The sequence below is a fragment of the Ancylobacter sp. GW821-FHT10E12 genome, from assembly GCF_058809335.1.
This window is the reverse complement of sequence record NZ_JBXASN010000033.1, coordinates 1-14,277: the sequence shown is the minus strand read 5'-3', so window position 1 is coordinate 14,277 and position 14,277 is coordinate 1. Positions and strand designations below refer to the sequence as shown.

Below are 14,277 nucleotides of genomic sequence, written 5' to 3'. Positions count from 1 at the left end.
GAATGGCGGAACTCACGCCGACGGCGGAGGAGATCGGCTCGCTGTGCGCCACGATGCGGGCAGCAATGGCTGGCCGAACATGATCGTCGGCGGCAATCGAGGCGATTTTGATGGATGAGCACCAAGCTCATCCACCGCTCGTCCACATTTTTATTGTGCTGATGGTTAAGCGGCCACCTCGAATTCATGAGAGTGGTCAGCGTTTTACCAGCAAGGGGTAGCGCTCGATGGGGAACGTCGCCTGTGGATGGACACAAAAATCGACATATCCGCTTGCGGGTATTGAGAAAATCCGTCCACTCTCGACCAAGTAAAAGTGCGTGCGTTGGCCTGTTCCATTGAGGCCGCACATGATCGCCAGACAGTTTGATGCCCCCTCGCCAGGGGGAAGGACACGACCATCCCTTTCCGATCTTCATCGGCGCCGGGAGGTCGTTATCGACCACCCTACGCGTGTCGGGGCCTGGCGGCCCGGCGCCGATGGAGACCTCCGATGAGCGGGCGTAGATGGTACAAGCGCTGCGGCGCCGATTTCATCCACAGCACTATGCAGATGACACTCGAGGAGAAGGGCGCCTACAGCCTCTGCCTCGACCTGATCTACGATCGCTGTGGCCCGATTCCTGACGATGCCAGGTGGCTCGCTGGTGTCTGTGGGGTGTCCGTGCGCAAGTGGACGTCCCTGCGCCAGCGGCTGATCGACCTCGGAAAACTAGTAGCGGAAGGCGGGTTTTTGACCAACCGTCGTGCCGAGTTCGAGATCGAAAACGCGGCGAAACCTGGCCGAAAAGTCGCTGAAACTAGCGTGAAATCTCGCGAAACCGAGCCGAAAGGTGCACGAAACAACGGCGAAAACCACGTCGATGCGAGCGAAAACAACAGCTTAGCGATAAATGAATTCGAACATCGCGCGCGTATAGAGAAGAGAAGAGAAGAGAAGATAAGAGGTTCCGAAGCTAACGCTTCGGCGCCGATGACAGAACTGGACCTGCATCCGACGGGTCCGCCGGCCGCCGTTTCCCGACCGGCGATCGTGGCGGGACCAGATCCCGAGCAGGACCTGTTTCGACGAGGCCGGGAGGTGCTCGGCAAAGACGCCGGCGGTCTGGTTGCCAGGCTGCTGAAGGCGAGAGGTGGCTCCATCCCGAAAGCCCGTGCAGCGATCGAGGAAGCCTCGACCAAGCACGATCCGAAGGAGTTCATCGGCGCCTGCCTTCGCCAGCCCCGCAGCGGACCTGCGGCCTTGGCGCCCGGCGAATGTCGTGTCGCGATCTGAGGCCGCGAGGATGCACGACACGGCTCTCAGTTCAATCGGCATCCGCTTGAGCAACGCGGGTCCCGGCAATCGGAAGACGACATGCCCCAAGTGCAGCCACCTGCGAAAACATCGGACCGACCGCTGCCTGTCGGTCACGATCACCGTCGACGCGGCCGTCTTCCACTGCCACCACTGTGGCTGGAGCGGCGGGGTACGAGGCCATGATATCGCTGGCGACCGTCGACCTGCTGACCTCCCGCGGACTCGATCCGGAGCTGGCAGCGAAGCTTGGTCTCGAGAGCTTGCCGCGAAACGATGGTGGTGAGGAACTCGTCTTTCCCTTCGTCGTCGCCGGCGAGGTGGTGAACCATAAATACCGGACGCCCGACAAGCAGTTCCGCCAGGACCGCGGCGCGGTCAAATGCTTCTGGAACTTCGATGTGATCGCCGATCCGACGCTCGCTGATCAGCCGCTGATCATTACCGAAGGTGAGTTTGATGCGATCGCCGCGCTGCAGAGCGGCTTCGCTCGCACGGTGTCCGTGCCCGATGGCGCGCCCGCGAAGTTGGTGGAACTTGGCCAGGACAGCCGCAAATACGACTATCTCGACCATGCACGTCCCGCGCTACGCGGCATCCGCGAGATCATTCTCGCCACCGACGGAGATGATGCCGGCGTCGTGCTGATGAACGACCTCACCCTGCGTCTTGGGAAAGAGCGATGCAAATGGGTGCGGTATCCCAAAGGCTGCAAGGACCTGAACGACGCGCTGCGGCGCTACGGCGAGCGCGGCGTCCGGGAGGTCATCGCCCGCGCCGAGTGGATCAGGGTGGATGGCATCTATCGTATGTCCGAGCTGCCGCCGGTCCCCGAGCGCGCGGCCTTCTCGACGGGTATCGAGGCCCTCGATCCCCACTACCGGGTTCGGTTCGGCGACTTCTGCGTCATCACCGGCATTCCGGGGCACGGCAAGACCACCTTCGTGAACGACGTTCTCTGCCGGCTCGCTTGGCACCTCGGTTGGCGGATCGCGGTCGCCAGCTTCGAGCAGCACCCACAATCAGATCATCGGCGCGCGCTACGGGAATGGTATCTGCGCCTCCCGCTCGATGACGGCACCGGCCGACAGCTTCCAACCGACGAGGAGATTGCTCAGGCCGATCAATGGATCGATGATCACTTCGTGTTCATCGTGCCGTCGGATGACGATCTGGCCAATCTCAACTGGGTGTTGGAGAAATGCGCTGCCGCCGTCTCTCGCTTCGGCGTGCAGGTGATCGTGATCGATCCCTGGAATGAGCTCGACCATAGCCGGCCGGCGGATCTGAGCCTGACCGAATACACCGGCAAGGCCATCAAAGAGTTCAAGCGGCTGGCCTCAGCCCTTTCGGTGCACATGATCGTTGTGGCACATCCGACCAAGCTCTCCGGCGGAGAGCGGCCAGGGCTCTACAGCATCTCCGACAGCGCCCACTGGGCCAACAAGGTGGACGTGGGGATCGTCATCTACAAGCCCGAGTTCACCAGCGATCACGTCGAGATCAGCGTGGTGAAAAGCCGCTACCACGAAGAGATCGGCCGCCCCGGAACGGTGCGTCTGAGGTATGAGCGCACGACCCGTCGCTTCGAACGCATTGCATCCTCGGAGCCGGATGACGTGTGAGAACGAAGATCGCTACCCAGTGGGCCGGGTTTCCTACCACGATGCCGGGCGCCGGCCGACATCCTGGTGCGGCATGGGTTCCGGCGGGCGACGGCGGCATAGGATAGCTCATCGGAATACCGGCCAATCTATTTGAGCAATGCGAAACCTCAGGTTGAGATCTCGCCACGCAGATGTTTCGCAGCGCGATCGATCGCTTCCTCAAGCCGGGCGCGTGATATGGCGGCCAACCGCTCCACTCCGAGCAGGCGTGCAAGGTCTAGAGCGGGATCGCGCTGATCGAGCAGATAGGGCTGCGCGACCGCCACAGCAGCCAGCTCGGCAAGGGGTACGTCCAGGATCGCTCGCCGGGATTGTTCATCGAACGCCGGACGATAGTCGAACAGTTCGCAAACGCTGCCCTTCTTCCAGATAAAGACGCCGCTGGATTCTGTAGTGCTGTCGGCGTTCTTCAGATGCACGTCGATCCGCTCGCGGATCTTCCCGCCGGTGCGGAGCCAGCCATGCGCCCGCGCGATTCGTTGCGCCAGCACGTCGGCACGCAAAGGGGCCTCCTGCGCGATGATCGCATCGATCATGTCGCGCAGGGTACGATGATAGTCGAGATCGTAATAGCGAGCCGGGTCGACATCGAAGTGAGACAGATCGGTCGCGCGATAGTGGCCCGAGTCGGATTGCGAAGAAGCCATCGGGTCGGGGGCGGCCCGTTTCGGCTCGGCCTCGGGCACGAAGGGCGCCGCTGACGCATTGGCGATGCGGGCGCTGGCCTCCGGGACATCGGTGACGACCTCGTCCTCCGCTTCCAACACGATCCGTTCGGCGTCCATGACCGGCAACGGGAGTTCGTTCGGCACGCACGCTGCGGCCTCACCGACAGCTTCCTCGGGAACGGCCGCATCGGGCTCGATCTCATGGCCCATGTTCCAATGGATCGTTGCTGACGCGTCTTCCGTGTCCTGCGAATGCTGTTCGCGGTAATCGGCGAGCAGCTGTACAAGCTCCGCATTCAGGCGGTCGACGCATCCGGACGCCTCGAACCACCAGTCGGTCGACCAGACGCGCAGAATGTTCCATCCCAGCCCGCGCAGCACCTGCTCGCGCACCTTGTCGCGGTCGCGCGCCGTGGCTGAGCTGTGATAGGCGGCACCATCGCATTCGACGCCGGCGAGATAGGCACCGGGACGGTCGGGATGCTTGACGCCGATATCGATCCGGAAGCCGGAAATGCCGACCTGCGGGACGACCTGCCAGCCCAGCCGCACGAGCTGGGCGGCAACCGCTTCCTCGAAAGGTGACTCCGCCGCCCCGACCGATCCCCGGTCCTGCGCGGCCAGGGCGATCGGTCCACGCGCGGCGAAGTCGAGGAACGCCTTGAGATGATGCACACCCACCGCCTTGGTGCGGCTGGGATCGATGTCGTCGGCGCCGAAGCCCGAGAAAACCACGAGTTCCTGCCGCGCCCGGGTGACTGCGACATTGAGGCGGCGCTCGCCGCCGTCGCGATTCAGCGCGCCGAAATCCATGGTCCGCTTGCCGGCGACATCTTTGGAAAAGGTGATCGAGAACAGGATGACGTCGCGTTCGTCGCCCTGCACGTTCTCTAGGTTCTTCACGATGGTCGGCTCGATCCGATCCTCCGTGAAGAACCATTCGAGCGCCGGATCGAGCCGGCATGCCTCGTCGAACAGGTCGAGGATCAGCGCCTGCTGCTGGATATTGAAGGTGATGACGCCGAGGGTCGGCCGGCTGGCTTCCGGCAGGTCGAACCACCCGCGCATGCGCGCGACGGCATCGTCGACCAGTGCCCGGGCTTCGGTGCGGTTGGTGCGGCTCTTGCCGCGATCATAGACGCCGTCGATACGGGCAAGCCGGACGGAGCGATCCTCGACGGCTGGCGCCGGAAAGGTGATGAGACGGTTCTGGTAATAGTAGGCATTCGAAAAGGCGATGAGCGACTCGTTGCGGCTGCGGTAGTGCCAGCGTAGATCGCGCACCGGGATGCCGGCGGTGCGCACCTCATCGAGGATGCTCTCCAGATCCTGCTCGTGCTCCTCCACCTCCTCGTCGTCCTCGTTGCGCCCGAAGAAGTTCGTCGGCGGCAGCTGGCGCGGGTCGCCGACGATGATGGTCTGCTGTGCCCGTGCGATGGCACCCACCGCGTCCCAGGTGGTGATCTGCGAGGCTTCATCGAAGATTACCACGTCGAACAGTGCCTGGTTCGCCGGAAAATACTGCGCGATCGACAAGGGCGACATCAACATGCAGGGCGCCAGCCGCGCGAAGCTGCCGGGCAGGGCACCGATTATGTCACGGATCGACCGGCTCGGCCGCTGCAGTTCCATCTGGTGGCGCAGCAGGCCGAGCTCGGAGTTTCTGGGCACGCTCTGAACCGTCGGCATACCGTGGGCCAGCGTCTGAACCACTCGGTCCGTGGCCTCCGCACGCACCAGATCGTCGATCTCTCGGAACTCGCGGATGACGTGCTCATGCTCGAAGCGACGAAAATCGCGCAGCGTCGCATCGGCGTCGAGCGCCTGCGGCAGCCACCAGCGTGCATAGGCAAGCTCGAACGCCGAGCCCGCGTCCTCCGGCACCAGCGCACCGCTTTCGAGATCGGCGATCAGCGGCGACAGGCCCATCGCCTCGCCCTGCGCACGCATACGGCACCAGCTTGTCCAGTTGCGCAGCAGGTGACGCGCCGACGCAAGCGCCTCGATCCATTCCGAAAGGGTGGCGAAGACATTCGGGCAGTCCGGCGCCAGCAGATCGCGGCCGCAGCTTTCGCGCAGGCGTGCAAGCGCCTGATCGAAACCGGCCAGCGCCTGCTGATAGTTGGCTGCCGCCAGAAGCAGTGGTTCCGTATCAGCACCGGGTGCCAGCATCGGTGAGAGGTTCTTCACGATCACGCGGACGTCGTCGGCCGCCTTTCCCAGCCGGGTCAAGCTGTCACGCAGTTTCGCGGCACTGTTCAGCTGGCGGTCGATCGCAGGCACATCGGTGTCGAGGCCGGCGAAGGCGACGGGCTTGCCGGCGAGATTGCTGCTCTCGACCTGCGCGCGCAGACCCTGAAGCCGGCGCAGCACCGGCAGGTCCTTCTGCGGGTCGGGCCTGCCGGATGCCGCATAGCTCTGCAGCAGCTTCTGGACGCGGCGGCGGCCGAGCCAGCTCTTCGGCCAGATGGCAACCGTCACCTCCCGCCAGTCCCGTTCGAGGTCTTCGACCGGTATGCGTCCGAGAGTGTCGCGCGCGAAAGACGCCGTCAGCTCCGCTTCCGTCAACCGATAGGAGGAAATCGAACCTTCGAGGGCACTTAGCGCTTCTCGCAGCCGAGCAAAATCAGGATCGAAGCTGATGCGACGATCGCCGCCCGATCCCTCGCGCAGGGTGCTGGCGAGCGTCGACAGCCTCCGCAGTTCGTCCAGGGACACGTCGCCGCTCGCCTGCAAGCCCAGGAGGGCGATCAGAGCTCCATGTGTCTGCCTCATCGTGGCGATTGCCGGAGCGAGGTCGCGCGCAGTGGCCAGCAGCGTTTCCTGCCAGATGGACGACCATTCGCGGACATCGATGCCGTCGAGGGCCGGCGCGCGCTCGACCGCGGCGAAGACACGGCCGGTTTCTGCCGCGAGATCCCCAAGTGCACGCCGCGTGGCGTCGTCGTGAGCATCGCGGTGCGACCAGGCGAGCGCCGGGGCGTGGCGATCCCTCTCGTGCAGGGCGATGCCGAGGGCTTCGAACGCACTCATGCCGTTGGGATGCCGGCGGTGGAGCGCCTCGACATAGGCGTTCAGCGTGTCGCGTCGCAGCTTCAGCCGCTTGTTGACCGCCACCCAATCCGACTGGGCGGCCGCCTGACCCTTCTCCCATGAGTTCTTGAGCTGCGCGAGGAAGGACTTGCGGTCCGCCTTGTTCGAGTGAAGCTCGATGCAGCGATCACCTAGGCCGTGGGCTTTGAGGCGTCGATGCACGACATTCAGCGCGGCGGTTTTCTCGGCGACGAACAGCACCGTCTTTCCCGCTGCGAGGCAGTTGGCGATCATGTTGGCGATCGTCTGGCTCTTGCCGGTGCCCGGAGGACCGATGATGACGAAATCGTGCCCTTCCGCCGCCGCCACGCTCGCCGCGATCTGGGAGGAATCGGCAGGAAGCACCGAGACGATATCGGCGGGATCGTATTTCCGGTCGAGGTCCCGCTCGTCCGGGAAAGCTTTGCCATCCCCGGAGAATGGCTGGTCCGGCGTGTCGATCAGGTGCTGCACCACCCGGTTGACGCGCAGCGCATCGGTGCGTTCGACTAGATCCTTCCACATCAGATATTTGGCGAAGGAGAAGGTGGAGAGCGCTGTCTCGTCCAGCACCTCCATGCCGGGTATGTCGCGGACCGCCTGTCGCATGGCGGTCAGCAGGCGCGGCACGTCGATGCCGTTCTCGTCGCGCGGCAGGTCGCTGGCGAATTGCGGCATGGCGAGATCGAAGTCACGTTCTAGGAACTGCAGCAGCGTTGCGTTGAAACGAGGTTCGTCCTCGTGGAAGCGCAGGGCGAAGACCGAACTGGCGCTGCGCCGGTCGAGCTTGACCGGCAGAAGCAGCAGGGGCGCGCGATGGGCGCGAATGTCGTCGGGCTTCTTCTTCCAGCGTAGGAAGCCGACGGCGAGGAACAGTGTGTTGGCACCGCCTTCGGCAAAGTCGTTACGCACCTGCCGGTGCAGTTCGATCAGCCGCGACTCGAGGTTCTTGGCGTCGAGCGGAGACGGGAGTTCATCACGCGCCAGCGCGTCGGCGGCGAAATCGCGATGGATGTCGTGACCGCGCACTTCGCGATACAGCGAGGCATCGCGCTCGCCGAGCGGGTTCTGGGCGGGAAGCGAGATGAGCCGCATCGCCGCACCTTCGGAGAGGCGGTCCTCCAGATAGGCGATGTCAGTGCAGAGGAACGGGATGGTCTTCTTCGTATCGGGGAAGTTGAGCAGGCGGTTGCGCAGTGTCAGATCCAGCAGCTTCTTCTGCCAGCGATCGATGCGCCCCGCCGGGCTGGTCGGCTTGACCTCGACGACCTCGGCCGGCAGCGACGGCCCACCGGCTTCGATGGGAAGCGGCAGGCCGATGGGATCGTCCGTCTCCTCCTCGTCGCTCACCGACGGAGCATGCGATGCCAGCGGCGTGATGCCGTTGCTGCGGGAGCGGCTGAGATCGATGGCCGCGACAAAGCCCTCGGCCCGGTCGTTGTCCAGACGCGGCGCGACCATCTGCCGGGCATGTTCCAGCGTAGCCACCGGCCGGTGGGTTACGCCGGTGGTCTCGAAGGCGACGAACTCCCCTGCGGCGATGGCCTTGCGCACATCCGTCAGGTCGGTCTCGACGGCATGGGAGAAGCTCCGCTTCGTCAGCCAGACGCCGACCGCCGCGTGGTCCCGAAACAGCAATACTGCCGGGTTGAGCCCACACCCTTCCAAGGCTGCCGCGAACAGCAGCACGGTGTCGAGGCAGGTGGCGAGCCGGTCGCGGGTGATGGTCGAGGGCCGCCTGATCTTCTGGCCCCGCTGCTCGAAGCTCGTCGGCGGTTCCGCATAGTGCAACCGCAGTCCCGCCACGCCTGAATAGACCGCCGCCGTGAGCAGGTGGCTGCGCTTCTGGTCGCCGGACTGGTAGCCGTCGAGAGCGGAAGCACGTCCGTGCGCCGCCAGAGATTCCGCGACGCTGCGGAGGAGTTTCGACACCGCCGGATCGTTGGGCAGCACGAAAGCGGGCAGCAACTGCGCCATATCCGCCACGCCGCCCCATTCGTCGCGCGCAAGCAGCCGCACCGGGGTATGCGTTTCGACGAGGGTTTCGCCATCGCGATGCATCCGCAGGGTGATCTCACCACGTTCCGCTTCGTTCAGGCTGGCGAGATAAGCGGCATCGAGAGAGACGCGGCGATCGGCGAGCTCAATGCTATCGCCCGGCAGCAGCCGGTCGATCCTCCAACTCTTCGGGCGGAAGAATGGCGGCGTCGACGTCAGATCGAGCGTGCAGCCTTCGTAGGAGAGGCCGGTGAGATTGGAGACGCTGATCGAACGCACCACCGGCACGGCATTCTGATAGGACGCATAGGTGAATGTGGCGGCGATGTCGGCATTGATCGAAAGAGTCTCAGGAGCATTCTCAGTGCCAGTTTCACTCGTATGCACGTTCATTTCACCCGCCCCCCAGCAGCCTGCTCGTGTCAGGCTATCGTCAGCAAAACCTTTAGGCGAGCCCCTTCAGCTTAGAGTAGTGAGAACAGCAGGGCGGCCAAGCGCATTGTGAGCCAATCGCTCACCCCTGTCGGACATACCGGCCATCCTCACTGGCGTCAGTTCACGAGACGGCGCATTCCTGCTTCTGCACGGAGGTGGTGACGAGTCCATCACTGGTCCCGACGCCGGATCAGCGGGGTCTACCGAAAGCGCGCAACATGGTCGACCCCTATCTGCATCTCGACGAGATCAGGGTGAAGACGCGTGATTTTCGGTGAGCGAGGATCGCTCGCCGGTAGGAGAAGGACATCGACGCCATCGTCTCGCCAGCGCCAGCTGGACGAATTGAAGCGGGGACAGGCCGACACCTATTCGGCGCGTGATGTCATCCTGCGGCTGGAAAGCCGGCAGCGTGAGCTTGAGGATGTGATCCTGCGGGGGCGCGCCGGTGCATCGCCCTGAGGCCAGCATCCTGCGGGTGCCGGGCGCCAACCGGGCCGTACTGGATCGGCCGACCGGGAGGATTCAGATCGAACGCAGCCATAACGCAGCCATAACGCAGTCATCGGAGAGGCGGCCGATCTGCGGGCGCTTGCGCGGACGATTGTCTCGGCCTGCGACGAGGGGAGAGGCCTTAGGATGCCCTGCCGCTGCCCGCCGGATTCCTGCATGTCCTTGAGCACGAGGGGATCTGATATTGGCGCGTCGTGCGGGCGGCCCACCGAGACTAGTCCCGGCATGGATGGCTCCTGCACCCCAGTTCAAGCTTGGCCTACCTCAAGCCGCCCTGTCCGTCCTCTCGCGGGGCAAGCAGGGCTTTTTTCGTTTTGCGGGTTGGCGAATTGTACCTTTGCCGCTCCGGCTCGTGTCCGAGCACATGCGACATAACTCCGCCTTTCTTCCACGCGCAAACCAACTAGCGTTGGTCGGGCGACGTGCTATGAATTGCGGCACATTTGGAGTTGGGTTTGATGTCGTCTCACGATTGGGAACTGGGCACTATTGAAGCCCAAATTCTCCGGGTTACCCTGCTGGGCTCAGACATCGGCAAGGACGATATTGATCTTTGGCCGGCTATTTCTGACGGCCTACCGGATGTGGATGAAAAGTTTCCTCGCGATAAGATTCGCCGACGGGTCTTAGGGGTGCCGACGGGCGGATGCATTGAGCTTATCGAGGTGCCTGATCGAGTGGATTTTTATAGAGCGCCGGCACCGTCAAATTTATGGCCGATTCCTCCTACCGCCACACTCGGGGCGTTTGCCGACGAGTTCGGAAAAGTGATCGATGCTGCTAGGGGTCTGTTTAAATTATCGCCGAGTGGCGTAACAAGAATGGCCTTGGGCGGTACAATATTATTCCCTACCGACAATCGATGCGACGGATATGTCCAGCTCAATAAAATAATCAAATCGGTAAATATTGACGCAGATCGCATGCGAGATTTTTTTTATCGAGTTAATTGGCGGGCTCCGTCAGTTATGTTTGGTGCAGACTCAATAAATAGAATCACCACTTTTAGCGTTGTATTTATCAACGTGCCGTCGCCAACGCCGACCGATGAGCTACATCCCGAAATGATTGAAAAATACTATGTTCAGATGGAATTTGATATTAATACGTATCAAGATAATCTGAAAGCGCTTGATGGAGCAGAATGCCTCTCCATATTGGATGAGTTGGCGGGGCTTGTGTATGAAAATGCCCAACTTGGTGAGTGTCCATGAGCACAGGTGTATCCGTACCAGACGGCCTCCTGGCGACGATGTCGGTGGCGCCTGCATTTGAGGCAGAGGCCCCCGAGGAATCGAATTATGGTTCTGCACGCACCGATGATGCATCATCGCCCATCTTCCATGCGCGATACCGCATCAGCAGCAACGCCACTTCCCGGCCGTCGACAAACAATGCCCAGCTAGCGCTCCGCCCCGCACTTGAATACCAGCAGTTGCCCGACGTCACTTCGCGCGGCTCAATGAATTTATGGACTATAGATGTTCCGTCTCGCACCGACATGCTCACCGGGTGGCATGTCCGCACATTGAGACGGAATGCGAGCAGCACCATAGTGCGACATGTCGATTCGAAAGTTTCGATTAGGGTGGGCGCAGCAAACTCTCGCATCATGGCGATGGCGCTTGATCGCGCCTTTAAACGCAGAGTAGTCGATGACTTTGCCGCCCTATATCGGGCGCTTGGAGATGCATGCAAATTTCTCATGGCCTCTCCGCCGCTGCCTCTCCCTAGAGTGGCTGTCGGCTCTGATGGAGAGATTGTGCTTGAGTGGCGCAGGGGCGATAAGGCCGCTTTGTTGTCATTCGAAGGTGATAGCTCGTTTGGATATGCACTCCGGAAGGACGGTAAATTTACCCCCGGAACTGTAGCGGGACGCGCTGATATCGGCGCGCCGCGCGACCTCGTCGCGTATGTGGGTGAGTGATATTGGATGAGTTGCGACGGCTGCCCCAAGGAAGACGTAGTCCAAAGCGAACATTCACCTGGCCTGGTCAACCGCGATGAGTCAATACTCTATGTATTAATTGATCCGGATGACATTCAAGATGGTGAAATAGTGGCCACGGCCTTCAAAAAATCGGAGCTTCACAAGGGTACACTTTCAGTCTGCAGATCAAAGCATTGTAACGTGGAAGGAGTTATGGCTAGCGTCGTGACACCGAAACTACAACGAGACACGCGCAGGTCTCTTGTTGGAGGTTTAACGGCGCGCTGTGGCGATATAAGGGCCATCAGCCTTGATAACAAAAGAGTGTTTTGTGTCGTCGATGATGGGTTACCCAACAATATATCTCACGCTCAACTTGGATTTTCTCAACATACCACAGTAAAAAAATTTTGGCAGAATCACAACAAGGAAGCAGCGCGAGGGAATTTGCTGTATTTATTTCGTGAAAATGGAATAAAAAGTCTTCGCGATTGCATTCAGAATAGAACAAAAGAATTATCGCCGATTGAACGGGTCAATGGGGCTGTAGATGGGGATAGGTCTGCTTAATTATTGGTACGTTGAATGTTGTGCTGCTACCTGAAATTATCCGTCGCGCGGACCGTCGACGTTACCTGATAACTTCACTCTTCCTAACCACTTTTATATTTCAATGTGCTCAGTAACGCGAACCCTCCGCTTTTCCCTCGGCCGGCGCCACCTCTACCCGGGCTTGGTGTAGACGCTCCGGTCCGCGTTCATCGCTGCCGCTGAGGAGACCGGCATTCTGGCGTGAGCTAACGAATTGTGGCGGTCGGTGGGGCTGACGGATCAAGGCGGAAACCACAGGTTCGCATCGTCTCGAGCATTGCGGATGATGGACTGATACTCCTCGGAGAGCTTCGCTATTTCCTCGACGGTGAAGGGCCACTAGCCGATTTCCGGCACGCTGTCGCGCGCCTCACTGGCGATGACAGGCCAGAAGCGATCGACCATTCCGGGATTTCGTCCTGCGGCACACAGGCGGCGGCGATGTCAATGGAGCAGAGCGCGCGCGCGGTTTGTTCGAGCCGTTGCATCTCACCCTCCTTACTCACGTCCGTCATTTTACGCCCGGCCAGCCGTCATTCAAGATAGTCGGGCGTCTCGCCATAGTGGGCGATCACCAGGGCCGGCTCGAACTCGCCGACGCTCGGATCGCTGGTGTCCACGAACGAGACGCTGTCGCTCACCGATATGTGGAGGGCGCAGAAGTCGCCGGACAATAAAGAACCCGCTCAGTGGCTCCGTTCGCCGAGCGCAGAGGCTTTCATCGAGGCCGTCGAGGCCAATGTGGGAAAATCCCATAATGACCTCGTGAAGTCGGTTCGGGGCGGCAAAGCCCCCGGCACCTTCGCCCACTGGCAGATCGGCCTCGCCTACGCCAAGTACCTCAGCCCCGAGCTCATGCGTTCGTAAGCAGCCACGCGCGCGGTCATGCCGTGCGTTTTTGCGACGGGGCCGTCGTCGTAAGCGGACTTCTGTCGTCGTAACGTTCAACACGCAATTGGATTAATGAGCGTAGCGTGCAGATCGCGCACCTAATTGAAGCGCTCGATTCTCCCTAACCGGTCTCCAGAGTAGGTGGCACAACGTCCCTACCTCCGCCCTCGCTTCGCAAGGCGATGATGCCGGCCGCTGCCCACCCCCTAACGACCCCGCTCATCAGCGAACGCCACCATCATCCCACCGACGATGCCGGCGACAGACACCACGACGCCGATCCCGGTCAGAACTGGGTGCAGCCCGAGATTGAGCCGCGTGACGGACCACAGTCCGGCAACGGCGATGCTGACCATTATGCTGCCGATCAGTGTCCGCTGTTTCATTTAGTCTCCCGGAGCGTCGCGCATCGCGCACCATATCTCGAATGATAACATCCGGCGCACTGCTGCGGATAAGTTGACCTTTCTGGGCATTGCCGCGCCGTCTGTACGCGTATGATCGTGGTCTAGCGTCGATCGTGACACGCCGCCTTAACGGCAGTCTGGTCCAAGGTCCTCCGCCATCAGCAGAGGAGATCGCAATGACCGACAAGCCTGACGACGTGAAGCCAACACAATCACGCCAACCTAGCGTCGGGGCGCGAAGGGGCGCGCCAGGCATCTCGGGGCGCCGCAACGCCAAGCAGCCCTATCGCTATGACGGCCTGTTCCCATGCGAGGAGGAGACCGCCCGTAGGCTGAGCCAGGACCCAAAGGACTGGAAGGCCATCGCCATCGTGCTCGAACGCCACGGCCTGACGAGGGTCGATCCCCTGATGGGCGGCCGGTTCTGGCCGGCGGTGGAGGCCTATTTCTATCGACAGTATTCGCTGTCCAATATCGAACCATCACAACCGGACGGCGTTGATAATTTGGCTGCGCTCAATGAGGATCGTAGGTATCGCCGCAAGCGGTAGGTCCGAGCCTACTCCGCGGCGGCCTTCCGCGCCCGCCGGTTCGCAGCCGCCTTCAGCCCGCCGAGCCGCCCCATCTTCTGCATGATGGCGCGCTCGCGGGCATCGGTGGTCGGGTTGCGCGGCGCGGAGAGCTTGAGCGCCCGAGTGCCGTCGTTGGGCTTGATGATCAGGGTGTACCCGTCCGGAAACAGCGCCTGCATCACCAGATCTAAGGTCGGCCAACTCGCCTGCCGACCAGACGGTGTATCGGGATGCAG

At 61.7% G+C, this 14,277-nt stretch carries 11 protein-coding genes; 8 read left to right on the top strand and 3 right to left on the bottom strand.

Translation table 11 applies throughout. From position 1 onward, the window contains the following. The first annotated feature begins 493 nt into the window (after positions 1-493). Together AC1RU4_RS25880 and AC1RU4_RS25875 are read left to right on the top strand one after the other, a co-directional pair. A complete protein-coding gene (locus AC1RU4_RS25880) occupies positions 494-1,276 on the top strand; it encodes a YdaU family protein (protein ID WP_492894695.1) in 783 nt (260 codons plus the stop codon). A gap of 203 nt (positions 1,277-1,479) precedes the next feature. Continuing rightward, a complete protein-coding gene (locus tag AC1RU4_RS25875; protein ID WP_492894693.1) occupies positions 1,480-2,922 on the top strand; it encodes an AAA family ATPase in 1,443 nt (480 codons plus the stop codon). Positions 2,923-3,071: 149 nt separating this feature from the next. Here AC1RU4_RS25875 and proA read toward each other — a convergent pair whose 3' ends face one another. Then, entirely contained in the window at positions 3,072-9,095 is a 6,024-nt protein-coding gene (gene proA / locus AC1RU4_RS25870; protein ID WP_492894691.1) for an anti-phage protein ProA, read from the bottom strand. Positions 9,096-9,401: 306 nt separating this feature from the next. On the opposite strand from proA, the gene AC1RU4_RS25865 reads away from it, so the two are divergent. The 5 genes from AC1RU4_RS25865 to AC1RU4_RS25845 all read left to right on the top strand — a co-directional run bounded on the left by AC1RU4_RS25865 (position 9,402) and on the right by AC1RU4_RS25845 (position 13,038). Further along, a complete protein-coding gene (locus AC1RU4_RS25865) occupies positions 9,402-9,599 on the top strand; it encodes a hypothetical protein (RefSeq protein ID WP_492894689.1) in 198 nt (65 codons plus the stop codon). Between the two features lie 509 nt (positions 9,600-10,108). Continuing rightward, positions 10,109-10,864: a hypothetical protein gene (locus AC1RU4_RS25860; protein ID WP_492894687.1), complete on the top strand. Its 756-nt coding sequence runs from the start codon at positions 10,109-10,111 to the stop codon at positions 10,862-10,864. After that, positions 10,861-11,577 (top strand): hypothetical protein, encoded by a 717-nt coding sequence (locus AC1RU4_RS25855; RefSeq protein WP_492894685.1) that lies wholly within the window; start codon positions 10,861-10,863, stop codon positions 11,575-11,577. Before AC1RU4_RS25860 ends, AC1RU4_RS25855 begins: the two co-directional genes overlap by 4 nt. 6 nt (positions 11,578-11,583) lie before the next feature. After that, positions 11,584-12,150, top strand: coding sequence for a hypothetical protein (locus AC1RU4_RS25850; protein WP_492894683.1), 567 nt, complete (start codon positions 11,584-11,586; stop codon positions 12,148-12,150). Positions 12,151-12,783: 633 nt separating this feature from the next. Then, complete coding sequence (locus tag AC1RU4_RS25845) at positions 12,784-13,038, top strand: KilA-N domain-containing protein (RefSeq protein ID WP_492894681.1); 255 nt, start codon at positions 12,784-12,786, stop codon at positions 13,036-13,038. Between the two features lie 230 nt (positions 13,039-13,268). On the opposite strand, the gene AC1RU4_RS25840 is transcribed toward AC1RU4_RS25845, so the two are convergent. Continuing rightward, entirely contained in the window at positions 13,269-13,448 is a 180-nt protein-coding gene (locus tag AC1RU4_RS25840; protein ID WP_492894679.1) for a hypothetical protein, read from the bottom strand. 197 nt (positions 13,449-13,645) lie between these two features. Between AC1RU4_RS25840 and AC1RU4_RS25835 the strand changes: the two genes are divergently transcribed. Next, entirely contained in the window at positions 13,646-14,020 is a 375-nt protein-coding gene (locus AC1RU4_RS25835) for a hypothetical protein (RefSeq protein WP_492894677.1), read from the top strand. Between the two features lie 8 nt (positions 14,021-14,028). On the opposite strand, the gene AC1RU4_RS25830 is transcribed toward AC1RU4_RS25835, so the two are convergent. Then, the coding region (locus tag AC1RU4_RS25830; RefSeq protein ID WP_492894675.1) for a hypothetical protein at positions 14,029-14,277 on the bottom strand (249 nt) is incomplete at its 5' end.

Excerpts from the sequence above, each read along its gene's own strand:
- AC1RU4_RS25880 (WP_492894695.1), top strand. The coding sequence starts at position 494 with ATGAGCGGGCGTAGATGGTACAAGCGCTGCGGCGCCGATTTCATCCAC.
- AC1RU4_RS25875 (WP_492894693.1), top strand. The coding sequence starts at position 1,480 with ATGATATCGCTGGCGACCGTCGACCTGCTGACCTCCCGCGGACTCGAT.
- proA (WP_492894691.1), bottom strand. The coding sequence starts at position 9,095 with ATGAACGTGCATACGAGTGAAACTGGCACTGAGAATGCTCCTGAGACT.
- AC1RU4_RS25860 (WP_492894687.1), top strand. The coding sequence starts at position 10,109 with ATGTCGTCTCACGATTGGGAACTGGGCACTATTGAAGCCCAAATTCTC.
- AC1RU4_RS25855 (WP_492894685.1), top strand. The coding sequence starts at position 10,861 with ATGAGCACAGGTGTATCCGTACCAGACGGCCTCCTGGCGACGATGTCG.
- AC1RU4_RS25850 (WP_492894683.1), top strand. The coding sequence starts at position 11,584 with ATGAGTTGCGACGGCTGCCCCAAGGAAGACGTAGTCCAAAGCGAACAT.
- AC1RU4_RS25840 (WP_492894679.1), bottom strand. The coding sequence starts at position 13,448 with ATGAAACAGCGGACACTGATCGGCAGCATAATGGTCAGCATCGCCGTT.
- AC1RU4_RS25835 (WP_492894677.1), top strand. The coding sequence starts at position 13,646 with ATGACCGACAAGCCTGACGACGTGAAGCCAACACAATCACGCCAACCT.